The following is a 26,310-nucleotide window of genomic DNA, read 5'->3' as shown; positions in this document are numbered from 1 at the left end:
GCAAAAATGTGGAATAAATCATTCCTTTATCGAGTTGTAAATCGATAAACATTGGTATTTTTGGAGCTCATAAAAATAAAGGAACGTGATAGATACACATTCACATATTTATCTGTCTGAATTTGATGAGGATAGAGCGGAGGTTGTTGAGCGAGCTAAGCGTGTCGGGCTGAAAAAGATATTACTGCCCAATGTTGATGGTGAAACGATTGAGGCCATGCATCAGCTGGAGGGGCAATACAAAGGGTTTTGTCATGCTATGATGGGGCTGCATCCTACATCGGTTGATCACAACTACAGAGCGGCGCTTGATGAAGTGAAAAAGCATTTGGACACCCGACCATACATTGCTGTTGGTGAGATTGGTATCGATTTATATTGGGACAAAACCTTTCGAGCAGAGCAAATGGAAGCCTTTGAGCAGCAAATTATATGGGCCAAAGAATTGAATTTGCCAATCGTCATCCATTGTCGTGAGGCTTTTGCTGAAGTATTCGAAGTAGTAGAGAAACAAATGGACGATAAGTTGTGTGGAGTGTTTCATAGTTTCACTGGTAATATCGAGGAAGCCAGGCGTATATTAGGATACAATAACTTTATGATAGGGATAAATGGAGTGGTTACGTTCAAAAATACGCATTTGAGAGAAGTAGTAAAAGAAGTGCCTCTTAATAAACTAGTGCTGGAAACGGATGCACCATACTTAGCGCCTGTGCCGAAAAGGGGGAGAAGGAATGAACCAGCTTACATTGAAAAAGTGGCAGAAACAATTGCTTTGGTTCATGGTAAGGATATCGAGGACGTAAAAAAGCAAACCACCATAAATGCAAAACAGCTTTTCGCTGTATAAAGAAAGAATAGAGATGGAAGAAAGAAAGATATTGATCATATACACCGGAGGTACAATTGGTATGGTTATCGATCCGGAAACCAATTCACTGGTGCCTTTTGATTTTGAAAGTATTTCAAAACAAGTGCCTGAATTGCGACGTTTCGACTTTCAGGTTAAAAGTATATCTTTCGAACCACTCATCGATTCTTCAGATATGCATCCCGATATATGGGTGAAGCTGGTTGGGATTATCGAAGAGAATTATTCGTTATACGACGGGTTTGTGATTTTACACGGTACCGATACCATGGCTTACACGGCCAGTGCTTTGAGTTTTATGCTTCAAAACCTGAAAAAACCTGTTGTGCTAACTGGTAGCCAGTTGCCATTGGGTACCATCAGGACCGATGGTAAAGAAAACCTGATAACCGCATTGGAAATTGCAGCTGCACAAAAGAATCGTCAGGCTTTAGTGCCGGAAGTATGCATTTATTTTAAGGATAAATTGTTTCGAGGCAATCGGACCACAAAATATAATGCTGAACATTTTAATGCTTTTCGTTCCGATAATTACCCACCATTAGCCGAGGCCGGAATTCATTTAAAATACAATTATCCATATATCCGCTATACAACGTTGAACGGAACATTTAGGGTGGCTAAAAAGATGGATACAAATGTAGCTCTGCTTCGTATCTTTCCTGGTATAAATAAAGATGTTGTAAAAGCAGTGCTCAATGCACCAAATATAAAAGCCGTCGTTTTAGAAACTTATGGTTCGGGCAATGCACCAACGAAACAATGGTTTTTAGATGCGATAAAAGAAGCGCTCGATCGCGATTTAATCATACTAAATGTAACACAGTGCCTGGCTGGAAGTGTTGAAATGTGGCGTTATGAAACAGGCGTTCATCTTCTAGAATTAGGTGTTATCGGTGGATATGACATGACCACTGAAACAGCGGTTACCAAGTTAATGTATCTTCTGGCGAACTGTTCATCTATGGATGAGGTGAAAGTAGGATTGAATAAATCGCTACAGGGCGAGATTCATGTTTAAACTACCACTCGTCGTATAATAAAGAATAATTCTAATCTTTTATTCTTTAGGGTTAGTTTTAAGGAAGTTGCGTATTTGTCAATGCGTGACTTATCTTTCTGTGTCCGAATATTTAACCTGAATGCACTTCAATATGCTGTGAATAACGAAAATTAACAGTTCAAAGTTTGTAATTGACTTTTTTTTTGTAATTTGCAACCCTGAAAAATTAAAGGGTTTGAACCTTTTTTGTGACTTAAAATATAAGAAGGGAAAAGGGGACAACATTAAACTATTTTGAGTATTAACAATACTAATACAAATCAAAATTTTTAGCAGACTATGAAAAAGCTATTTGCGTTTTTAGCAGTAATTGGAATGCTGAGTACCGGTGCCAATGCCGTTTTTGCTCAGGAAGAAGAAAATGTAGCTGGCGAAGCTACAGAACAGGTGGCTGAAGAAACAGCTCCTAGTGAAGAACCAGCGGTAGCCGTTGAAGAAATGGCTGAAGCACCAAAAGGTATTCACAAACAAATTAAAGCGAAATTCATCGAAGGTGGTGCTATCTTTATGAGTTTCGTATTGTTATGTCTAATCTTCGGTTTAGCATTAGCAATTGAAAGAATCATTTATTTGAACTTGGCTTCTACTAACACTAAGAAGTTGCTTCAAAACATCGAGAACGCGTTGAATGACGGCGGTGTTGAGGCTGCTAAAGAAGTGTGTCGTAACACAAGAGGTCCTGTAGCTTCTATTTTCTATCAGGGTCTTGATCGTTTTGACGAAGGTGTTGATGTAGTTGAGAAATCAGTTATTTCTTACGGTTCAGTTCAAATGGGTCTTTTAGAAAAAGGTTTAACCTGGATTTCATTGTTTATCTCACTTGCTCCTATGCTTGGTTTCATGGGTACTGTAATTGGTATGATTGAAGCATTTGATAACATTCAGGCAATGGGTACTATCTCTGCAACAGCTGTAGCAGGTGGTATTAAAGTGGCGTTGATTACCACTGTATCTGGTTTGATCGTAGCTATCATCCTTCAGGTATTCTACAACTACCTAGTGTCAAAAATTGACGGTATTGTAAATACAATGGAAGATGCTTCTATCTCTCTACTAGATATCTTGGTAAAATATAACATGAAAAAATAATTGTCATTATGACTAAGCTTTCAAAAATTTTAAATATTGTATTATACCTGTTGCTAGCCGTAACTGTCGTATTCGCCGGATTGTTCTTTTTCGGTGGTGAGGTAGTAGGTGAGACGTATTATACACCAATTTACACTGAGTCGTTCCTGAACTGGGGTAAGTTGTTGATTTATATCGCTGCAGGTGTATCGCTATTATTTGAAGTATTTCACCTTGTTCTTAACCCAAAGAATGCGATGCGTTCAATCGTTTCGATGGCAATTTTAGGGGTGATTGTATTAGTGGCTTATGCAATGTCAGATGATACTCCACTTCAATTAATAGGTTATAATGGTCCTGATAATGTTCCTAGCATGTTAACCCTAGCCGGTACCATGTTACATGGAACTTACCTACTGTTTGGAATAGTTGTTTCAGCTATTCTTTACACTGAGTTATCACGTCTGTTTAAATAATGGCCCGTCCCGGTTCATTGTGCATCGGGACAATAAATTTAATTATCTATGGGTAAAAGAGAAGTACAAGAAGTTAATGCAGGGTCAATGGCAGATATTGCTTTCTTGTTACTTATCTTCTTCTTGGTAACCACAACCATGGATACTGATACTGGTTTAGCAACGCTTCTTCCTCCTCCGGTTGAAGAAGAGCCAGAAGATACACCGCCTGTAAAAGAGCGTAACGTATTTACGGTGCTAATTAACAGTCAGAATCAGTTGTTGGTTGAAGGTAAACCGATGGAGATAAGGGACCTAACGGAAGCAGTGAAAGAATTCATCGTCAATCCAATGGATGACGAAAACTTACCTGAAAAGAATGTGAAGGAAGTAGAGTTCTTTGGTACTGTGGAAATTGGAAAGGGCATCATATCGCTTCAAAACGACCGTGATACAGAATATCAGACTTATTTGATGGTTCAAAACGAGTTATCAAGAGCTATCAATGAATTAAGAGACGAAGCGTCGAAGAGGAAATTTGGTAAAAAGTACGATGAGTTGGAGAAAGAAGAGCAAAAAGCTGTTCGCACCCTCTATCCACGTAAAATCTCTGAGGCAGAACCTAAAAACATAGGAAAATAGATTATGGCAAAGTTCAGAAAAAAGAAGAGCGGAGGCCAGCAAGCTATTAACACGGCCTCTTTACCTGATATCGTATTTATGTTGCTTTTCTTCTTCATGGTTTCAACAACTATGAAAGAGGTTGACTTAAACGTTGTGGTTAAGCCAGCACAAGCAACAGAATTAGTAAAGCTTGAGAAAAAAGAGTTGGTAACATTTATTTATGTTGGTGTACCAGCTAAAAAGTATCAATCTTTATATGGTAGCGAACCTCGTATTCAGTTAAATGACCAGTTTTCAACTGTGGCAGATATTCAAAGTTACATCGCCCAGTCGCGTGATAACATGACTGAAGCCAATCAGGCGAAAATGATTGTATCAATCAAAGCCGATAAAGAGTGCCCAATGGGTATCATCACTGATATCAAGCAGGCATTGCGTAAGGCAGCAGCCTTGAAGTTAAATTATTCAGCTGCAGAAATGGTTAGAGACAGATAATCGATTCTACTAGATATAAAAAAAGGGAAGTCATTTGGCTTCCCTTTTTTTGTGCATAAACTGTTCTTGCCTGATATTTTATTTTCTATTTTAAATCTCATCAATGCACTGAATGGTGGTCGTCTTGTAATCTTACTATAATAGGCGATGTTCAATTACGTTTTGTTATTATTATATTACTAATGCTTACAAAATTCTTAACGTCCCTTTGTAGCCATTAAAATTGTTTTTACATTTAACGCCCAAAATCCTTTATCAACCAAAAAAATCTACAAGTTCCTTTTGGATACTTTATCTACCATAAATGCGATTGACTGCTTTTTAAATAGTCGTGATAGACACTCCTTTCAGAAAGTGTATCACTACTATTATCAACGATTGTGCTATTTTGCCTATGGTTATGTTGATGATCACCATCAGGCCGAAGATATTGTGCAGGATGTATTTTCTCACATATGGGAACAACCACCGCAATTAGAAGATGCCTCAAAGCTTAAAGGTTACCTGTATGCCATGGTTCGTAATCGTTGCTTAAACCTCAAACGAAGCGAAGGGCATCTGGCCAAATACCAGGAACATGAATTAAATACCGAAAATTGGGAGAATGATGAGTCGCTTAAGGTGATCAAGGCTGAGGTCTATGACGAAATAATGGCTAGTATAGACAAGTTACCACCTAAAGCCAAAGAGGTTTTTAAATTAGGTGCCCTGACACAGCTCAGAGAAAGTGAAATAGCCGAACGCCTTGGCATTACCGTTAATTCAGTTAAAACTCATAAAAAACGTGCACGTGCTTTGTTAAAAGAGGATCTGAAGCACCTGTTTGGCCTGCTAATTATTTTTCATCTGTAAAAAAAAAACATTTTTTTTTAATACGCTTTCACTCGATTTTACTTTTCGGTTGTCAACAATAAAAGAACAACAAATGAATCTTTTTCAACTGTCACATATAATCGTCAAATACCTGAAAGGTCAAAGCCATGAATCGGAAGATAATGCTATTCAACGATGGGCTGAACAAGCACCTGAAAACAATACTTTTTTAGAGCGTCTAACGAATGAAGAAGCGTTGAATGAAGACCTTGCCAATTATCAAAAGTTTGACAGTAACGCTGCCTGGAAACGATTTGAAGAAAGACATCAGTTGCAAACACACAAAATAGTTAGGTGGTCAGCATTAACACGAATTGCCGCTGTTGCTAGCTTGCTTTTAATGGCAGGAAGCCTGTCTTATTTGTTTTTATCTGATTTTAATGGAGCATCAAAGCCGGTTGTTAGTGACTATATGCAACCAGGTGATAAAAGTGCTTTATTAATGTTGAATGATGAAACACTTGTTGTTTTAAACGACACACTAAATCGTTCAGTAACTGCTCAGTCATCAGTGATGGCAACTGTTAAAAACGGACAATTAGCCTATGTCGACGATGCGGTGAAATCTGTTCCAATGACGATAACAGTGCCCCTTCGCTCCGAGTATCAGTTCGTACTAGGCGATGGAACAAAGATATGGATGAATGCAGGAAGTAAAGTAAGCTTTAATCATCCATTTGGAGATAATACAAGACGTGTTAAAGTGGAAGGTGAGGTGTTTTTGGAGGTGGCCAAAGATGTTAATCGACCATTTGTTGTAGAATTACCAAAAGGCAATGCAGTTCAGGTATTGGGTACACAGTTTAATGTTAAGGCTTATGCAGACGAAATAGCACAGCAAGTAGTGCTTGTTGAGGGTAGTGTGCTGTGGAAAGATCATAGCGGTACAGAACGCATTATGGAACCTGGTCAGCTGTTAAGTGCCAATCAAAAGTTGAATATATTGGATGTGAGGTCTGTAGATACTTATCCTTATATAGCGTGGACTAAAGGGTATTTTGTTTATGACGGTGAAACTTTGGAGGAGATTATGCGCTCCCTGTCGCGTTGGTATGGTGTTGAAGTTAGATACCAGGATGACGTTATTAAGGACTTACATTTTAGTATAGATGTTAAACGCTACGAGAATTTAAATGATATTTTAACAAAACTTGAGGTTACTGAAAAAATCTACTTTACGATCAACGGATCTGAAATTTTAGTAAGCAAGAAATAAATAAAAAACAGGAAGTGGTGCAACACCTCCTGTTTGAGCCTAAGCACTTCATGCTTATGGCCTAATGTTTAATCATTCAATTACAAATCTATGAAAAAAAATCGGGAATTACTGTACCCGGACGGGAGAGGTATACCTAAAACTTGGAGGATTATGAAGCTAAGTCTTTATATGATGTTCGTGGTGCTCTGGCAGGTATCGGCAAGTACTTACAGCCAGGAAACAAAACTAAAGCTGAATATGCGAAATGCATCTGTTAAACAGGTATTTAAAGCCATTAAAACCCAGAGTGAGTTCACTTTTATTTTTAATGAGGAGGATATTGCTAATGTGAAAACGGTTTCTCTATCTGTCAATGACGAAACAGTAGAGTCGGTGTTAAGTACTTGCCTTGAGAACTCAGGTTTAACCTGGCAGGTAATAGATGACGTTATTATTATAAAACCTGCGAATAAAGTAATACAGCAGGAAATAATAACAGTTAAGGGTAGAGTAACGGATGATAAGGGCTTGCCGATACCAGGAGTCAATATTGTGGTCGTTAATTATAACAATGGTACCATATCAGATGCTGATGGTTACTACGAATTAAGAGTGCCAGATAGTAGTGTCAGCCTGTCATATACCTTTATTGGGTTTGTTAAACAAACCATTGCATTGGAGGGGCGAACTGAGGTAAATGTACAGCTTGAAACAGAAGTAAGTGAGATTGGTGATGTAGTTGTAACCGGTTATTTTAATCAAACCAAAGAGAGCTTTACCGGATCGGCAGTTACCATTTCCGCTGATGAACTAATACAGGCAAGCAACCAGAATATATTACAATCGATTCAATTAGTAGATCCCGCTTTTATGATGGTGGAGAATAGTTTAGAAGGCTCCAACCCAAACGCAATGCCTGAATTTCAAATTCGAGGTTCTGCGAGTGTTGATATGCAGGGAGAGTTTCAAGGGGAACCTAATATGCCAACCTTTATTTTGGATGGTTTTGAAGTAAATGTTGAAAAAGTTTATGACCTTGACCCATATAGAGTACGGTCTGTTACGATATTAAAAGATGCGGCAGCAACCGCCATCTATGGTTCACGTGCAGCTAATGGAGTTGTGGTTATTGAAACATTAGCACCAGAAGGGGGCAAAATGGCGGTAAATTATAAAGGTGATTTTACCTTTACCGGAGCTGACTTGTCAGATTATGATTTGTTAAATGCGACTGAAAAATTAGAACTGGAATTGGCAGCCGGTTTGTATGAAGGAGCTGGCTTAGTATCTAATTTTGAGGATGCACAACATAGGTACAATGAAAAGTTAAAATTGGTTCAGCAAGGTTATAATACTTACTGGTTGAATAAACCAGTTGAAACAACAGCTATTAGCCATAAGCACTCATTACTGCTCGAAGGAGGTAATGACCAAATTCGTTACGGTATTGATCTGAATTATAATGACCAGAATGGTATCATGAAAGAATCAGGTCGTGATAGAATGGGTATAGGTATTAAATTACAGTATACCTATAATAATTTGGTTTTAAGAAATAAATTCACCTATGATAATGTTAAAGCTATTAATTCGCCTTACGGTGCTTTTAGTACTTATGCAAAGCTAAACCCATATTATCGTTATAAAAATGATATAGGTGAATATGAGTATATGCTTGAAAAAACATATGGTACAGTGGCCGGGCAAACTCTGAATTATGTTGTCTATAACCCCTTGTATAATACAACCCTTAATACAATCGATGAAAGTAAGTACGATGATTTGATTAATAACTTTGACATTGATTGGCGTATAAATGATGATTTTCGGTTAAAAGGCTCATTGTCGCTGAATAAACGAATTAATACCAGTGATGTATTTAAACCTGGTGTCCATACTGATTTTGCTGGTGAATCAGACATTAACAAAAAAGGGAGTTATAATGCAAGTAGAGGGGAGTCGATAAGTTGGGAAACAAATATTGTTTTTAATTACTTCAAGCAGATCAATAAACATGTTATTAATGCAAATGGTATTTTTAATGCCAACCAGCAGCATACAGAAAGCATGAGTGTAATGGCTCAGGGCTTTCCAAATGAAGACATGGATAACATCGATTTTGCCATTCAATATGAAGCTGATGGTAAACCAAATGGGAGTGAATATACCTCAAGATTAGTTGGTATCTCTGGGAATATAAATTATAGCTTCGATAACCGCTATTTAATGGATTTATCGTACCGAACCGATGGTTCTTCTGCCTTTGGTACTAAAAAACGATGGGCGCCATTTTGGGCAGTTGGAGCTGGATGGAACCTGCATAACGAAGCTTTTATTAAGGATTCAAACTTAATTAATGATTTGAAAATTAGGGGCTCATATGGTTCTACTGGTAGTGTTGATTTTAACCCATACCAAGCCATGATGATGTATAATTATCGCACCGATCTGATACACCGTTTTGAAGCTGGAGCCACACTAATGGCACTAGGAAATGAAAACCTTTCTTGGCAGCAAACGCTTAAACGCAACCTCGGACTAGACCTCGCAATGTTTAATAATCGACTATCTGCGACCTTTAATTATTACAACGATATTTCTGAAAACCTATTAGTAGATATTGACTTGGCACCTTCGCTTGGTTTTTCTCAGTACAAAGAAAACCTTGGAGAGTCAAGAAATGAAGGTTATGAATTGTCTTTGAGATATGATGTGTTGAAAAACAAGAGTGGATTTCGCTGGTCGGTATATGGAAATGCGGTTCATAATGAAAACACCCTGTTAAAACTATCTGATTCGTTGGAGGAATTTAATGCGCGTCAAGATGAAGAGATAACTGACCCGGAGGATGGTAAGGAATACTTAAGAACGCGTCCACGTGTTCGTTATGTAGAAGGTCAATCAATGAATGCTATATGGGCTAATAAATCATTGGGTATCGATCCTGCAACAGGTAAAGAAATATTTGTTACTAAAGACGGCGGAACCAGCCTTGTATGGGATGTTGATAATATGATGGTGTGTGGAGATAGTAGCCCTGACGTATTTGGTAACTTTGGTACTAATGTTAGCTATAAAGGTTTTTTACTGAATGTGGTTTTTAGATATCGTATTGGAGGACAGTATTATAACCAAACACTTGTAGATCGTGTGGAGAATGCAGATCCTGCATATAATACAGATCGAAGAGTTCTTGAAGCCAGATGGGAAAATCCCGGAGATATGACATTTTATAAAGATGTAAAAGATAGTGAGCTCACCAAACCTACTTCAAGGTTTATACAGGATTATAGTTATCTGGAATTTGCAACTATAAATGCGTCTTATGAATTTAATTCAAAAGTTGCTCAAAAGGTTGGTATGAAACGATTGAAAGCCTTGTTCTATATGAATGATGCTTTTAGAGCTTCAACTGTTAGAACAGAGAGAGGTATTAATTACCCATTTGCTCGAAGTTTTTCATTAGGAATCCAGGCACGATTTTAAAAGATAGGGAATATGAAGAAATTTATAATTTATATAATTGCATTGGCACTCGCTCCCGTATTTACATCTTGTGAAGACTGGTTTGATGTTCAGCCAAAGACACAAGTCAAAGCTGATGACTTGTTTGACACCGAAGGCGGTTTTAAAAGAGCCTTGATTGGTATTTATACACAAATGGCCAACAATAGTACGTATGGAGCTGAAGGTACTCTTGCGTTTACTGAAGTGTTGAGCGGAGCCTACACAAGTGTAAAAGATAACCAGCATAACTATTTTAATGCAGCCATATATAATTATGAACATTCTGGAAATGTATCCAGAATTAATAATTTATGGTCGAAAAATTACTCTGCAATAGCCAATATTAATAATCTACTCGACAATATAGATGAGAAGCAGGCTATCTTTAATGAAGGGTTATACGAAATTATCAAGGGAGAGGCATTGGCGTTAAGAGCTTACATTCATTTTGATATGTTGCGTAATTTTGCGCCTGCTCCAGTTAATGGTTTGGATGCTCCGGCAATTCCGTATGTGGATGCAATATCAACAACTCCTTTTAAGCAATTAACCGTTAACCAGGTGATTAATCGTGTTATTGAAGATCTGAAAGAAGCAGAGACTCTTTTAAAGGATTATGATCCAATAGGACCTGCTTTTGATACCTATGAAGAGTCAATAACAGGTTCTGCATCTGTTGATGAGAGTGTGGATGCTGCCAGCTTCTTAATGTTCAGAAAAGAACGTATGAATTACTATGCGGTAATAGGTACATTAGCGCGAGTGCACATGTATCGTGGTGGTGAGGATGATAAGACAGAGGCATACAAATATGCCAATGATGTAATTAACTGCGAAAAGTTTGCTCTTGTTGATTCAAAAACCTTGTCAGATTTGTCGTTAAGTTCGCTGGTAATGTCCTATTTGGCACAAGAGTATTTGTTTTCAATATACAAGCGAGATATTACCGAAAGCGTTAATGAAACTTTCTTCAAGTTCTCAGGCTCTAAAAACCGGGATGTTTTAGAAATAGATGAAGCCAGACGTAATCAATATTTCGAAACAGATAAGTATGGAGGTGTGGCTGATGTGCGTTTAAATAAGCTATTTAGTATTAATGGCGATGGACTAAGCTATTATCTGGCGAAGTATGATTTTGGGGGCTATAATGTAAGGCGGATTCCATTGTTAAAGATATCAGAGATGTACCTGATTATTGCGGAATGTATGAATAGTATTGAGCATTTGCAAAGTTTAAGACGGATGCGAGGTCTAAAAAGCCTGAGTCCTGGTACTACTCTGCAAGAGGAAATAGAAGCGGAGTATCGGAAAGAGTTTCTCGGAGAAGGCCAAATGTTCTATTATTTTAAGCGATTAAACAAGCTTGTTAATAATGATATGACCGATATAGAGCAATTTGTTTTTCCGATTCCGGATGTTGAAAAAGAACGTGGAATTATAAATTAAGTGATAGCTATGAAAAAATATATATATCTATTGTTTGCACTTGCGTTTATTACAAGCTGCGAAGAATCAGAGTTGATAAATTTTAAGGAAAAGGATGCTGTTTATTTTCAACTTGAGAAAACAGATTTTAATGCGCACTTCTCATACTGGGATGATTGGTTGAAGTATGAGGGTGATAGCGTTATATATACCTTTGGCGGTTTAGCCGCCGATCATCCTGAGTATATAGAACAAGATACTGTATGGCTTCAGGTTAATCTACTTGGCAAGGTGGCTGATCAGAAGCGGTATTTTAGCATAGGTGTTAATCAAAATCAAACAACAGCCGAGGAGGGAGTTCATTATGAAGCTCTGGAGAGTCAATATGCGCTTGAGGCCGATACTATTAGAGCTGCATTTCCTGTAGTGCTCTATAACCACGAAACATTAGGAACAGAGCCTTATACATTGGATGTAGTTATTGAAGGTAATGATACTTTTGAACCAGGTCTTGAGGGGAGAACCAATGCACGGCTATTAATCTACAACGATGTAGTAAAACCTCTTATTTGGGATCAATATTATTATAATTACCTGGGACCTTATTCTAAGGCCAAACACCGTGTTATTTTAATGACAAATGGAGGATTTGTGATACCGCATACTAGTGAGGAATATGCAGCGCTTAGAGCTGAGGAAGGATTTTATGTGATTTATTATTGGAAAGCACCAATGAATGACTACCTGGAAGCTAATGAGGTATACGATGAAAATGGTAATCGAGTTGAACCTTGGTAAAAGCAAAAAGACATGAAAAAAATTATATTTTATATCGCTGTTATTATCCTTGTTACAGCATCCTGTACCGAAGATAAAGGAACGTACGATTATGTTGAGTTAAATAACGTATTGATTAATGGGGTAGAAGAACAATATGTAGCATTGAGAGAAGCACCTTTTTCCATTACACCTACAGTGGAACAAGAAAAGGTCCCAAATGAGAGTGTATTGGAATACCTCTGGTATTCATATGCAGGCTCTCAACTAGACAGTGCTGATACGTTAGCCATTACTAAAAACCTTGATTTGGAATCATTAATGCTAGATCCTAAGGTATATAAATTAGTGTTTAGAGTGACCGATACATCAACAGGAATATATTATGATACTAGATCGGACTTGATTGTTAAAGGGTTCCCGGATGGACTGCAGGTGTTAAGTAATAATGCCAGTAAAGCGCAGGTATCAATTTTAAGAGGTGTCGAAGAGGGCATGAGTGATTATGAGGCGTATAAGCTAAAAAACAACAATGAACCAGCTGGTACAAATCCTGTATGCATTATTGGTATCAATGAATATATGAGAGGCGGTAAACCATATCGGATTGCGATTTACTGTAATGATGAGAATTTAGGGGTATATACAGTTGGAAGCACTTTAGAAAAGACAATCAACGTATTCGATGCTTTTCAAAGAGTACCAGCTCCAAATATGGGAGGTAACTATCTTGGACACAATGGTACGACAGCAACAGGATTATTTGGTGATAACATGTTATATACAACGTTTCAGCCAGGTGGTCCATTTGGCGACGAGTGTGCTTTTAATTACTCGTTTAGTGATGTAAGTCCCAATTTTAATTCTCTTGTTCCTTACGGTGGCTTTGTTTTGTTTAATCCGGTTACTACGGGATTTGCAGAAATCGATTCGTGGGGATCGCGGGTTACAGCCTATCCACCAATAGATGATGAAGAGGCTCCCTTTGACCGAACTAATACTGGTTTGAATGTCATTTATGGAAAGAGAGTTGGAGATTATGCAATGGGAGTTTTTGAAGATGAGGCGACGAATCAACGGTACATACTGGCATTACTCAACAAGGAAGCGGCTTTTAAGAAGGAAATAGTAGGCGACAATATACAAAATGCCACTGTTTTTGAGTTTCTAAATGGTAAACAGGTGCTGTTGTATGCCTATGGTAATAAAATCTACACCTATGACGTGGTTGCAAATAAAGTATTGTATACATACGAAGGCCCTGCCGGTCTGTCTGTAGATTGCATGGAAATAGCTAACGATGATAAAAAGCTATTTGTTGGATTTGGCGATGGAACAAATGCAACTAACTCAGGTAGTGTGCATATCCTTAATATCGATCTGGATGGTGAAATTTTAGGTGTTCACGAAGCCTATGATAATAAATTTGGTAAAGTGGTCGATTTCTTTGAAAACTACTAGAGCATAATTTATAGTAATCAGAAACAGATTCTGTTTCTGATTACTCCTTAATCTTTTAATACTTTAAAAAACTAACTGTATGAAAATCATTACAGCTGTGGCATTATTTGCCCTAATGCTAACCTCTTGTGTCACCAAAGAGCAAGACTTTGCTCTTATCAAAGGCCAGTTTGATGGCGCCACTAAAGGACGCGAAATATACCTGAGTAAGGTGGTTAATGGTAAGACTGAAAAAGTGGCAACAACAACGATTGGAGCTAATGGAAAGTTTGGGTTTAGCTATTCGGTGGACACCCCCGGCCTATATATCCTTAATGTGGTATGGAAAAGTGCTCAACAAAATGTTAAGAAGGATCATGGTTTAAAACGTATGTATCTTGATAATGGAATAGAACTGGATGTGAAGATAAGTGATGGAAGCTATGAGTTATTGGCTTCTAACAGCAAACAAAATGAATGTTTGGCTGAGTGGAATGCAAAGGTTGATACTGTTTTTACATACTCGCACGGGTTTTCTTATACGATTGCTAATTATACCAACTTCTTTCCTTTGTTACCAGAATATGTTGATGCTGCAGAACAATTCAAGTCAAGTATCAATACTGGAGATGCCAAGTTTGATGAGTTAATGGCTTTATTGGTGGAGACCGACATGAACTACTCAGCGCTACAATTCTTATACACGCCAAGAACGGCGCACCCGGAGCGAAAAGATTATCCCGACTATTACGATTATATTTTGAATGAAAGAGCGCCTGCAACTGAGCGTATATTGGAGTTGCCCACTGGGGCTAAGTATGTGAGGACCTACTCGATGTATGCAGTTATGTCATCACCCAATAAACCGTCGCGTGAAGATTGGAATAAGGTCAGTTTAGAAAAGATCCCCAATGGTTTATTAAAAGGTTATCTGGCACTTGAGCAGATGAGGAAGTTTCGTACTTATGATGATAACTATATGGACTTTAAGTCAATGGTTGAGCCCTACTTACTCAATGATTACTTGAAAGAAGAGTTTAAAGCTTTTGAGCTGTCTATACGTAAGTTTGAGTCCGGAGCTGCAGCTTTTGATTTTGCTGGTAATGATGTTAACGGTAAAGAACATAAACTATCTGATTATAAAGGCAACCTGGTATATGTTGATGTGTGGGCAACCTGGTGTGGTCCATGCAAGGCTCAGATACCAGCCCTGAAAGAATTGGAAAAGAAATTTCATGGTCAGCCCATTACTTTCTTAAGTATCTCGGTAGATAAACCAAAGGACCAACAAAAGTGGATAGATTTTGTAAAAGCAGAGAACTTAAAAGGAGTACAGTTGATGGCCGACAAGGCATTTGATTCAGATGTAGCTAAAGCCTATGGCATAAATGCTATTCCGCGCTTTATGCTATTCGATAAGGAAGGAAAAGTTGTAACCATTGATGCACCTAGGCCTTCGGAAGAGAGGACGGAAGCCTGGCTGAAAAAATTACTATAAAATATTAAGGGCCATACATATCAGCTTAAGTTTGGCCCTTTAAAACTTACTGAAGATATCATTAGTAAAATCAGATATGAATACAATAATTAGATACATTCTTTTAATTGCCTTTATCACCATGTTTACAGACATGAAATCACAAGGGCTTACACTTTCCGGTCGGGTCACGAATTATCCACACAATTATGTTAGTCTATATCAGGTCAATGATGGTGATTTGAAACTTTATGAAGTAATACCCATCCAGAGTGATAGTCTGTTTCGCTTCGATGTGCCACAGGGAGAAGCCGGGTTTTACTACCTGGGAGTTGATGATCAAATTAAAAGTGTATTTGCAGAAATCTATATTCCTCAAGGACAAGCTTCCAATTTGTTGGTTGACAATAAGGTGGTCGCTGAAGAATCAGTGCCAGAACCTGCCTTGGCGGCTTATCAGAAAAAGTGGGATGAGCTGAAGCGCATACATCAGATACGTTATTTCAAAGAGGGAAGAGACACAGCCAACATTGAAAATATGATGAGCGCTTATGATGAGGACTATCTTAAATTCATTGAGGGGGTACAATCTTCCAACCATGACTTCAATGCGATTATGCGGCTTAAAGCTGAAGTGGAGTATGAACTGTTTTGGCTACGTTCATTTTCCATGGTGACCGAAGCAGCTAGCCAAAAGATGTTGCAACAATCCGTTTTTAAACGCCTACTAAATAAAAGATTTGATTCAGCTAAATATCTTTTAGTCAAAGATGGCAGTCATTATTTAAATAGCTACCCAAGCTTTTATGCAAGAGCAAACGGACATCGTCCTGAGGATTACTTTAAATATTCAATGAGCCTGTTTAATAATGACAAATTGAAGGGACAACTCCTAAAGGACCACATTATTATGCGGAAGAAGTCGGGTAAAGATTACGACTACTTAATGGAAACCTATGGTCATAATTTGGTCACTGAGTCGCAGAAAAAGGCCATTGCCGCCTATGAGAAAGAAATCAAGAAGTTTGCTGCAGATTCACCAGCTATCGACTTCAGATATGCTGATGCCTCTGGTCAGGTGCATGCGCTTTCGGACTACAAGGGTAAGGTGGTTTTAGTAGATGTATGGGCCACTTGGTGTGCACCATGCAAAGCCGAAATACCACATTTAGAGAAGGTGATAGACCACTACGAAACAAATCCTGATATCGTGTTTATCAGTGTATCCATCGACAAACAAAAGGATAAGGCCAAGTGGGAAAAATTTATCGAAGAACATGGGATGAAGGGGATTCAACTGATAACGGATAAAGGTTTTAAATCGCAAATTATGTTGGATTATGAGATCACCGGTGTGCCCCGTTTTATGTTATTCAATAAGGAAGGAAATATAGTAAGTGTTAATGCAGCGCGACCTTCAAATCCGCGCCTAAAGGAAATGATTGATGAATTATTGTAATAAGATGAAATCAACAGTAAGTCTTTTTGTTTTGACTCTGCTGGCGGGCAGTTGTCAAATAGATAAACCAACTGATCAGAAAACCAGTTTTCCTGATGCGCCTGTTGAAACAGAAGCGCCAGTTAACGATGCCAAAAGGCTGAAGGATTTTGAACAGCAGGCATCAGCTTATTATAATGAGCACGGCGGGGTAGATGCCGCCACCTATAAGCAACAACTAAGTAATAAATCTTGTGAGGTAGCTGTTTGGCCAGCTTCTAAGCAGCTATTTCGTGGCCCTGCCTTTTATAAGCAGTTCCGAAAAGGGGTATTGAAAATGGGAAAGATGTTTAAATGTGGTCACTGTCCCGAAGATCACATCAGTACGGCTTCAGCTTTTGTTATTTCGGCTGATGGTGTTTGCGTTACCAATTACCATGTGTTTAAGTCATACGACCCCTCAAAGCCAAACGAGTACATCACTTTTTTTGTAATGGATGTGGAGCAGAATATCTATCCAGTAACAGAGGTATTGGCTGCCAGTAAACACGATGATTTGGCTATTTTTAAGATTGACACTAAAGGACAACAATTATCGCCCTTATGCATGGGTGAGGAGCAGCCTGTGGGCGAAGCTATTCACCTGATATCTCACCCTGAGCACCGTTTTTATACGTACACGCAAGGACATATCGACCGCAAATACATCAAACCGGGCACCACTAAAATACGACAATCGATATCAGCCGAATTTGCCAAAGGCTCAAGCGGTGCACCCATCATGGACGATTGCGGTAATGTAGTTGGCGTTGTGGCCGGCACACAAAATATTTACTACGACCAAGAGGGTAAAATTTACCAGAGTACGATTAAGGAGATTATTCCGGTGAGTCGATTGAAAGAGCTAATTAAGTAATATGTGATTTAAAACGAAATTTAACTTTTAAAATATAAAGATGAGATATGTAGTGGTTGGTTTACTGTTGATTATAAGCTTAGGAATTTGTACTGCACAAGACAAAGAAGGCGTTAGATTCCTGGAAATAAGTTTTGAACAAGCCTTTGAACAAGCAAGAAAAGAAGGAAAACAAGTGTTTGTAAACTATTCAACCAAAGGCTGTGCTCCTTGTAAAATGATGGATACGTCTGTATATACTAATGCAGGGATTGCAGAGAGAATGAATGAGAAGTTGATCTGTATAAAATTAGATCCTATTAAAGATAAAAGCATTGCGAAAAGAGCTAAAGAAGTACACCAAATTAAAGGTTTTCCGACACTGTTATTTTTTAAAGCAAATGGCGAATTAATGTCTAAAGCTGTTGGAGGAAAAAGTGTTGAAGAATTCAGTCTGATATTAGATGAAGTATTAAAAAACAATTAGTTGTAAGGTCAATAATTTAAGTGGTAGAAAAAGAAGCTATTCAATTAATCCTTCGGCTGATGAGCTGGAAAAAAGGCTAGAAGAATTACTGCCAATACCTAATTCCTAAACTATGCGACTTATATCATTCCTTAGCTTTATTATTTTATTCTTTTCTTGCCAACCTTCAAGTGAGATTAGTCAAAAAACTAGTCACATTAATTGGCAGGAGATAAACGAAGGCACTTGTGTTGATTATGACTTCATCAATAAAAATAAAGATAAGGTTATTATTATTGAGTTTTGGTCAACCTCGTGCGGCCCTTGTATTGAGGCAATGCACCATTTAAAAGAACTTAAAACAAAGTTTGGAGATGAGCTTCAGATTGTTTGTGTGTCGAGTGAACCTATAAACCGAATAAATGCATTCATTTCTGATAATAACTTTCCCTTTGATTTTATTTATGATAAGGACAGGTCTTTGTCGAAGGTATTTCCGCATAATGGGATTCCACATTCGGTTTTAATAGATAAAAATGGACAAATTCATGCTAACACTATTCCAGGTTATATTACAAATGAAATAATTACAGAACTTATTAATGGAGGTAAACCACGTTTACCTGTGATTGAATGTAAAACAAAAAGTGATGAAATAGCAGAGTCTACAAAGATAAATAAAGCATTGGTGTCATTTGAGTTAAGGAATTCGGATATTGCAGATAGACAAATGAAAATGGAGCTGTTAGATGTCAAAGTGCCAAAACAAATCATTAAAGGATGGCAAGGAAATGCATTAGTGGATACATTTCAGATAATTAATAGTTGCACTATTACAAAAGCAACTATTCTTGAGTTGTATCAATATGCATTTGCAAATTTGACAAAAGCAAGATTTATTTTTGATGAAGAGCTGAACTATATTAATTCCTTTAGTCCATTAAGTTTGTATAACATTGATTTCTCCTGTTCTAATTTTGCCGGAGATTATAGAAAAATATTATTAGGGCAGTTAAATGCAGCATTTAATTTAAAGACTTCTATAAATGAAAAGGACGTAGTTTTTTATAAGCTAATGAAAATATCTGAGAAGGACTGTGTAATAAAGGATGGGTACGAAGCATTTGATGTAAAAGGAAGTAGTTCGATCAGTTTTAAGGAGTTTATTGTTAATAAAAATTGCACAGCAGCGGAATTAGTATCTCTCATCGAAAACCAACTATTATATGTGTCGCAAAATGGAGAGTATATTAATGACCCCAAAAGAGCTGTACGTTATCCGGTTGTTACAGATTTGTCAGGAAAATACACTATTAATATATCGATAAATAGTGATAAGGCAAATGTGGATGACTGGTTGAAACTCTATGCAAAAAATGGTCTTCATCTCATTAAAACAAGGGGAAAGATTGCTTTTGTGAAGATTGAAAAGGACAAGTAAAGCTAAATAGGTTTGAGTGTAGGATGTGAAAGCCCGAATAAACATATTGTTATTCGGGTTTTCTTATTATGCCTCCTTTGTAACCGCTTCGGGTCTTCTTCGTACCATGTTCGGATCAACTTCGCTCCCAGCGAGGTTGATCCCGAAGCTGACCCTAAAAAGTGGCGAAGCTGCCAGTTAGAATACTAAATGGTTTATTGGGTCAAACCTGCAGTGTATTTTTCCTCCCAATAGGGCTTAAACCGTTCGATAATAAAGTGTGTCCATACATTTTCGATGACTTGGGGCCAGTCTTTTTTGTATTCGCCTGCACCATGCACTTCCACTTTTAAATGAGTAGAGTCATTCACTTCTGACAGATGATAGGTAGTCACTAAAGTAAGCGCATGACCGGCCAATCCCAGCGGACCTTCCATACGGAGCAGTTTACCTTTTTGAGCACCTGTTACCACCGCATGTCGCACCCCATCACCCGATTCATCAAAAATCTCGTAGAAGCCACCGCCGGGTTTAGCTTCAATGAATAATTGGTGTGGATGGCCCGAAAAAGTATGATCCCACCAGGGACTGATATCACCGGTCAGGTTATCGTATACAACTTCCGGTTCTCCGGGTAGCTGTGTTTCAATTGTAAATGAAAAATGATGTTGCTGTTCTGTGTTTTCTTGTTTGTGCTGGCAGGCGAATACTAAAATAATGCTGATAAAGGAGATGTATTTCATAGACTGGATTTGTTGATGGTTGTTCGTGTTTAAAAGTAATCATTAATTAAACGATAAGACCTTAAGGTTTTTGAAGCCTTAAGGTCTTAATGAATATGGTTTTACGATCGTTTAAACAGCTCCCTGCGCCATCATGGCGTCGGCTACTTTTACAAAACCACCAATGTTGGCACCATCCACATAGTTGATAAAGCCATTGTCTTTGGTTCCGTATTGGCAACAGGTGGAGTGGATGCTTTGCATAATGGACTGAAGGCGCTGGTCAACTTCTTCGCGGGTCCAGTTCAATCGCATGCTGTTCTGTGTCATTTCCAATCCTGAGACAGCTACGCCACCAGCATTGGCCGCTTTACCCGGGCCAAATAAAATACCTTTATCGAGGTAAATCTGAATGGCTTCAGGTGTTGACGGCATGTTTGCTCCTTCTGATACACACATACAGCCATTGCCCACTAAGGTGATGGCTTCTGTTTCATTGATTTCGTTCTGTGTAGCACTTGGTAAGGCAATGTCCCCTTTTTCGCCCCAGGGGCGTTCTCCTTCAACATATTTGACGCCATATTTATCGGCATACTCTTTAATGCGGCCTCGTTTGTTGTTTTTGAGGTACATCACATATTTCAATTTCTCGTTATCGATACCGTCCGGGTCGTAGATATAGCCACTGGAATCAGATAGCGTGATTACTTTGCCTCCTAAGTCATTGACTTTTTCAACTGTAAATTGTGCGACATTACCTGAACCAGAAACAAGAACGGTTTTACCCTCAAAGCTTTCGCCTCTTGTTTTAAGCATTTCCTGTGCAAAGTAAACGTTGCCATAGCCGGTTGCTTCCGGTCGGATAACACTACCACCCCAGTTGAGTCCTTTGCCTGTTAATACGCCTGTAAATTCATTAACAATGCGCTTATATTGTCCATACATAAAACCAATCTCGCGTCCTCCTACACCGATATCACCAGCTGGCACATCGGTATTTGGTCCAATATGGCGATATAGCTCAGTCATAAAGCTTTGACAGAAACGCATTACTTCATTGTCTGATTTGCCTTTGGGGTCAAAATCGCTACCGCCTTTACCGCCGCCCATGGGCAATGTTGTGAGGCTGTTTTTAAACACCTGCTCAAAAGCCAGAAACTTGAGTATGCCCAGGTTAACGGTTGGGTGAAAACGCAGTCCGCCCTTGTAGGGGCCAATAGCGCTATTCATTTCAATGCGATAGCCACGGTTGACTTGCATCTCGCCTTTGTCGTTAACCCATGGAACGCGAAACATGATAATGCGCTCGGGTTCAACAATGCGTTCGAGAATTCGAGCATGTTTGTACTTAGGATTTTCATCCAGAAAATGGTCAAGTGATTCAACCACCTCGTGGACGGCCTGGTGAAATTCAGGTTCGGCCGGATTCTTCGCCATCAACTCAGCCATAAAAGCTGAGGTGCCTAATGATGAAGTGTGTGACATAATAGCTGTATTTAAAGGGTTATTAATAAAGTGATATTTACAATAGGTGTATCTCTAACTCATTGTCCCTTTAGCATGTCTGTCAATAAATCAGGATTATAGCATGGTTGTTTCAACAAAAAAAGTTAAGAAATAAATTAGTTAATCGCGATCATATTGGGCGATAAAAAGGTGAATTATTTTGTCTTTATTCAATCCAGGAAACAAGTATTTGTGCTTCTTTTTGTGTAACTTATGCAATCTTGACCTCATAAGCATGTCACTACCTCAACAACAAATATCAGAGTCGGCATCTGGTTCGCAGCGCGTATTGGAGACACTAAAGCAGATTAGTGATACCATACAGTTGGAAAATGATATTAAAAATACCCTTGAAGATGTGAGTGGTATTTTAATTCAAGGCTTTAAGTATGATGATGCTGTAGCTCGTATCCGATTTAAAGATAATGAATTTACAACATCAGGTTTTACCGAAACACAACATGGCTTAACAGAACGTTTCTCAACGATAGATGGAGAAAAAGGCGTAATTGATGTGTTTTATAGTCAGGTGCATCCCGATTGCGATGAGGGACCTTTTTCGCGCGATGAACGTGCTTTGCTCAATCAACTGGCAAGACTATTAGCGGGTTATATTAATCGCGTGGTGGCCGAACGTAATCATTCAGAATCCTTAGAGCGTTTAAAAGAATTATCAACAATCAACAGGACTACCAGAATTATCAACGAGGGTAAGTCCATTGATGATGTGTTGCAACAAATAGTATTTATTCTGCCATTGGGTTGGCAATATCCCGAGTTTACAGTAGCCCGGATAACATATAATGAGAAAGAATACAAAAGCGACCATTTTATCGAAACGGAATGGGTGCAAACGCAGCGATTTCAAACCATCAATGGATTATCAGGGTCTATTGATGTTTTCTATGTCAAGGAATTTCCATCCCTTCAAGGCGATCCTTTTTTATCGGAAGAAAGAGATTTACTGATTAACCTATCGCGCTTGATCGGTGATTTTATAAACGGTCAGATTGCCGAACGCGATAAGTTTAATCAGCGCGAAAGGGTGAAAGAATTACACACTATAAATGAGACCTCGCGTATTATCGCCTTAAATATGCCGGTTGCTTATACGCTGAGCCATATTGCCGAGAAGATACCTGCCGGTATGCAGCATCCTGATTATTCCGTGGCTCGCATCACTTTTGATGGCGAGGAGTATTTAAGTCCTGGTTTTATTGAAACCCCCTGGTTGTTGCGTCATCGCTACGAAACAATTAATGGTAAGAAAGGGGCGATTGAGATTTATTATTTAAAAGAATTGGCAAAAACACAGGAAGAACTGTTTTTAAATGAAGAAAATGACCTCATTAAAAACCTCTGTAATTTAATAGTAGGTTACCTGAATGGCATGGCAGCCCGCAACTTATTAGAGAAAGTAAGGCGTTCGGCTGGTATTAGCAATTATAAACCTCAGGTAATTGATAAAACAGATGCTATAAATAGCAAACATCTGCTTCAAAATTTCATGCATCGTAATAATGCCATTCGTGATATTTACCACGACCTGATGCCTTTTAAAGTGAAAGAAATATTGCTGGTGGCTACCTTGTACGATGCTTACGCCATTGAAAATGAAGGGCGTTTTACTGAGCAGGTGATGGGTGGTTTTTATCAATTGCATTTGTCACAGGTGCCGCGTGTCACAGGTGTTACTACTTACGAAGAGGCCATGGCCAAGCTCAATGAGAAGCACTACGATTTGATAATAGTGATGGTTGGTGTTGAAAAACAGTCGCCCATTGATTTAAGTCAGATGGTGAAAAAGGAGTACCCTTACATTCCGATATTTATGCTGCTCAATAACGATGGCGATATTCCATATTTTCAACAAAGGCAGCGCGAATTGGGTGTGCTTGATGAGATATTTGTCTGGAATGGCGATCCCAAGGTGTTTTCATCCATGGTGTTTCATTTAGAGGATAAAGTGAATGTGGAGAATGATACAGAGATAGGTTTGGCTCGGGTCATTTTACTGGTGGAAGATTCGGTGCGTTATTATTCTAAGTATTTACCACTGCTTTATGCCAGCGTGCTGGAACAAACAAAACGATTGATTGAAGATGTGAAGGAAGATGAGTTGTATGCTGTTTTACGCCTAAAAGCCCGACCCAAAGTTTTGCTGGCCCGCACATACGAAGAAGCACAAGAGCTATTTGAAAAATACCGGGAATTCTTATTGTGTCTGATATCAGATGTGGAGTTCTCTAAAAATGGAAGGTTGGATGCCAATGCCGGATTTGATTTGGTTAACTATGTGAAGACTGAAATTAAAGATTTACCGGTTATCCTTCAGTCATCTAAAATTGAATATTCGCAGGATGCCTATGAGCTGAAAACCGTTTTTATCAATAAATATTCCGAGAGTCTCATTCAGGATATCAAAACCTTTATCAGGCACTATCTCGGCTTTGGAAATTTTGCATATAAAGATGCCCATGGACGCACTATTGCGGTTGCGCGTAATCTCAAGGAGTTTGAGCGAACCATGCGCAAAGTACCGGTTGAATCCATTGTTTATCATGCTCGCAAAAACCACTTTTCGTTGTGGTTGATGGCACGGGGCGAAATTAAGATATCGCGAAAAATAGCTCCTTATCGGATAACAGACTTTGATGATCCTGAAGAGATACGCACCTATCTGCTGGAAGTGATAACACGGCATCGCGAAGAGAAAAATCAGGGTAAAGTCATTGATTTTGATGAGGTAGAAACGATTGGATCTACCAATATCGTTAGTTTGTCGGGAGGCTCCTTAGGAGGAAAAGGGCGTGGTTTATCTTTTATCAACACATTGCTTTTTAATTTTGATTTCACAGCCCATGTGCCCGGTATTAATATTCGTACGCCACGAACGACTGTTATTGGAACCGATGAATTTGAGCTGTTTATGGAGCGGAATGATTTTCGGGAATTGATTTTCAGGAATCTGAGTTATCATCAGATTAAAAAGATATTTTTGGGCGGTGACTTGTCTATTTCCCTCGTTCAGCGTCTTCGGCGTTTATTAGCCATGTTTACCGGACCAATTGCTGTTCGTTCATCAGGATTGTTGGAAGATAGCCAGAAACAGCCTTTTGCCGGTGTGTTTGAAACGTATTTATTACCTAATAATGCCGAGTCTGACGAAATACGCTTAAATGAACTGTGTAATGCAGTTAAATTAGTGTTTGCATCCGTATTTAGTGATACGGCCCGTGCCTTTACCGAGGCTGTTGATTTTAAGGTGGAAGAAGAGAAAATGGCAGTTGTTATTCAGGAGGCTGTAGGTCAGCAATATGAGAAGGTTTTTTATCCGCATATCAGCGGGGTGGCGCAATCGTATAACTATTACTCTTTCAGTCATATGAACCCTGAAGATGGATTTGCAGTGATGGCATTGGGTTTTGGTAAGTATGTAGTGGATGGAGAAAAAGCCTTGCGTTTTTGCCCTGTGTATCCCGAATTGGATAATAACTCGCCCAAAGACCAGTTGAAGAATTCGCAGACAGAGTTTTATGCCATTGATTTAGATAAGCAGAGTTTAAACTTGCTGGAAGGAGAAACAGCCGGATTAAAACGCATGGATATTTATGATGCTGAAATGCATGGTGCTTTACGTCACCTGGCATCGGTTTATCATCCCGACAATAATACCATTGAACCGGGACTGGAGACAGCCGGGCCTCGCATCCTTAATTTTGCTGATATACTGAAGTACAAATATATTCCTTTACCACGAGCCATTGAGGTGGTACTCGATGTGGTGAAAGAAGCCATGGGGGCTCCGGTAGAAATTGAGTTTGCTGTTGATTTAAAGAAAGATAAGCAGGGAAGGGCGACTTTTTATTTATTACAGATTAAACCATTAATGGGAGGTGCTCAGAATTATAGTATCAACATGGAACGCATCAATGAACAACAGATTATTTTGCAATCGGGTCAAAGTATGGGTAATGGCAAAGTCAAATCCATTCGTGATGTTATTTATGTTGATAGTGCAAGGTTTGAAAAGGCTCAAACACGCGAAATTGCGAAGGAGATTGAAGGGCTTAACCGAAAAATGAAATTAGAGAATCGCTCCTATCTTTTGATTGGTCCGGGCAGGTGGGGGACGCGAGACCCGTGGATTGGTATTCCGGTATCATGGACGCAAATATCCAATGCAAAAGTTATTGTGGAGACCGACTTAGAAGATTATCCGCTGGAAGCATCGGGAGGCTCGCATTTTTTTCACAATGTTACGAGTATGCAGGTAGGGTATTGCTCAATCATCAAGAGTGATACTTCATCGTTTATCAAATGGGATGCTTTAACCAACGCTCGTGAAGTTGAAAGAACCAACTATTGCCGACATGTGCAATTTGAAAAGCCTCTGGTGGTGCGCTTAGATGGTAAAAAACGAAAAGGAATTATTACTTTAGAAGAATAGAGTAGAAGTGATTTTTGTGAGGAGGGTGTCCAAAAACAAAAGTCAGTTCATCGAGCGGAGTCGAGATGAAATTTAAATAAAGTTGATTTTCAATGCATAATCACTTCGACTCCGCTCAGTGACCGTATTCCTTTTTTGAT

At 38.7% G+C, this 26,310-nt stretch carries 20 protein-coding genes; 18 read left to right on the top strand and 2 right to left on the bottom strand.

From position 1 onward, the window contains the following. Positions 1-85 precede the first annotated feature (85 nt). The 17 genes from J1N10_RS10135 (at position 86) to J1N10_RS10055 (ending at position 19,513) form a co-directional block, all read left to right on the top strand. Positions 86-850, top strand: coding sequence for a TatD family hydrolase (locus J1N10_RS10135; RefSeq protein WP_262326586.1), 765 nt, complete (start codon positions 86-88; stop codon positions 848-850). Beyond that, entirely contained in the window at positions 825-1,892 is a 1,068-nt protein-coding gene (locus tag J1N10_RS10130) for an asparaginase (RefSeq protein WP_262326585.1), read from the top strand. The genes J1N10_RS10135 and J1N10_RS10130 overlap by 26 nt, the downstream gene beginning before the upstream one ends. Positions 1,893-2,213: 321 nt before the next feature. After that, positions 2,214-3,023, top strand: coding sequence for a MotA/TolQ/ExbB proton channel family protein (locus J1N10_RS10125; protein WP_262326584.1), 810 nt, complete (start codon positions 2,214-2,216; stop codon positions 3,021-3,023). An 8-nt stretch (positions 3,024-3,031) separates the two neighbouring features. Then, complete coding sequence (locus tag J1N10_RS10120; RefSeq protein WP_262326583.1) at positions 3,032-3,478, top strand: hypothetical protein; 447 nt, start codon at positions 3,032-3,034, stop codon at positions 3,476-3,478. A gap of 48 nt (positions 3,479-3,526) precedes the next feature. Then, entirely contained in the window at positions 3,527-4,099 is a 573-nt protein-coding gene (locus J1N10_RS10115; protein WP_262326582.1) for an ExbD/TolR family protein, read from the top strand. Between the two features lie 3 nt (positions 4,100-4,102). Beyond that, the gene (locus tag J1N10_RS10110) at positions 4,103-4,576 is read left to right on the top strand and encodes an ExbD/TolR family protein (RefSeq protein WP_262326581.1); all 474 of its coding nucleotides are present in this window, start codon (positions 4,103-4,105) and stop codon (positions 4,574-4,576) included. A gap of 282 nt (positions 4,577-4,858) precedes the next feature. After that, entirely contained in the window at positions 4,859-5,428 is a 570-nt protein-coding gene (locus tag J1N10_RS10105) for an RNA polymerase sigma-70 factor (protein WP_262326580.1), read from the top strand. A gap of 73 nt (positions 5,429-5,501) precedes the next feature. Continuing rightward, positions 5,502-6,665, top strand: coding sequence for a FecR family protein (locus J1N10_RS10100; protein WP_262326579.1), 1,164 nt, complete (start codon positions 5,502-5,504; stop codon positions 6,663-6,665). Positions 6,666-6,818: 153 nt separating this feature from the next. Then, a complete protein-coding gene (locus tag J1N10_RS10095) occupies positions 6,819-10,133 on the top strand; it encodes a SusC/RagA family TonB-linked outer membrane protein (protein ID WP_262326578.1) in 3,315 nt (1,104 codons plus the stop codon). Between the two features lie 12 nt (positions 10,134-10,145). Next, the gene (locus J1N10_RS10090) at positions 10,146-11,600 is read left to right on the top strand and encodes a RagB/SusD family nutrient uptake outer membrane protein (RefSeq protein WP_262326577.1); all 1,455 of its coding nucleotides are present in this window, start codon (positions 10,146-10,148) and stop codon (positions 11,598-11,600) included. A gap of 9 nt (positions 11,601-11,609) precedes the next feature. Then, complete coding sequence (locus J1N10_RS10085; RefSeq protein WP_262326576.1) at positions 11,610-12,377, top strand: DUF4843 domain-containing protein; 768 nt, start codon at positions 11,610-11,612, stop codon at positions 12,375-12,377. A gap of 12 nt (positions 12,378-12,389) precedes the next feature. Next, complete coding sequence (locus J1N10_RS10080; RefSeq protein WP_262326575.1) at positions 12,390-13,817, top strand: PKD-like family lipoprotein; 1,428 nt, start codon at positions 12,390-12,392, stop codon at positions 13,815-13,817. Between the two features lie 79 nt (positions 13,818-13,896). Continuing rightward, positions 13,897-15,294 carry a TlpA disulfide reductase family protein gene (locus J1N10_RS10075; RefSeq protein WP_262326574.1) on the top strand — a complete coding sequence of 466 codons (1,398 nt, stop codon included), beginning with the start codon at positions 13,897-13,899 and terminating at the stop codon, positions 15,292-15,294. A 76-nt stretch (positions 15,295-15,370) separates the two neighbouring features. Then, a complete protein-coding gene (locus tag J1N10_RS10070) occupies positions 15,371-16,732 on the top strand; it encodes a TlpA family protein disulfide reductase (protein WP_262326573.1) in 1,362 nt (453 codons plus the stop codon). A gap of 4 nt (positions 16,733-16,736) precedes the next feature. Next, complete coding sequence (locus J1N10_RS10065) at positions 16,737-17,627, top strand: S1 family peptidase (protein WP_262326572.1); 891 nt, start codon at positions 16,737-16,739, stop codon at positions 17,625-17,627. 40 nt (positions 17,628-17,667) lie between these two features. Beyond that, complete coding sequence (locus tag J1N10_RS10060) at positions 17,668-18,093, top strand: thioredoxin family protein (protein ID WP_262326571.1); 426 nt, start codon at positions 17,668-17,670, stop codon at positions 18,091-18,093. Positions 18,094-18,205: 112 nt separating this feature from the next. Continuing rightward, entirely contained in the window at positions 18,206-19,513 is a 1,308-nt protein-coding gene (locus J1N10_RS10055; RefSeq protein WP_262326570.1) for a TlpA family protein disulfide reductase, read from the top strand. Positions 19,514-19,707: 194 nt separating this feature from the next. On the opposite strand, the gene J1N10_RS10050 is transcribed toward J1N10_RS10055, so the two are convergent. Both J1N10_RS10050 and gdhA read right to left on the bottom strand, forming a co-directional pair. Next, positions 19,708-20,235, bottom strand: a complete 528-nt coding sequence (locus tag J1N10_RS10050; RefSeq protein ID WP_262326569.1) for a hypothetical protein — start codon at positions 20,233-20,235, stop codon at positions 19,708-19,710. Between the two features lie 111 nt (positions 20,236-20,346). After that, positions 20,347-21,699, bottom strand: coding sequence for an NADP-specific glutamate dehydrogenase (gdhA, locus tag J1N10_RS10045; RefSeq protein WP_262326568.1), 1,353 nt, complete (start codon positions 21,697-21,699; stop codon positions 20,347-20,349). A 256-nt stretch (positions 21,700-21,955) separates the two neighbouring features. On the opposite strand from gdhA, the gene J1N10_RS10040 reads away from it, so the two are divergent. Continuing rightward, the gene (locus J1N10_RS10040) at positions 21,956-26,170 is read left to right on the top strand and encodes a PEP/pyruvate-binding domain-containing protein (RefSeq protein WP_262326567.1); all 4,215 of its coding nucleotides are present in this window, start codon (positions 21,956-21,958) and stop codon (positions 26,168-26,170) included. Positions 26,171-26,310: the final 140 nt, after the last annotated feature.

Origin of the sequence: Carboxylicivirga litoralis, assembly GCF_025499605.1 — a bacterium.
Taxonomy (GTDB): Bacteria; Bacteroidota; Bacteroidia; order Bacteroidales; family Marinilabiliaceae; genus Carboxylicivirga; species Carboxylicivirga litoralis.
Note: the sequence above shows the minus strand (reverse complement) of the source record. Positions and strands in the feature narration are given on the sequence as shown.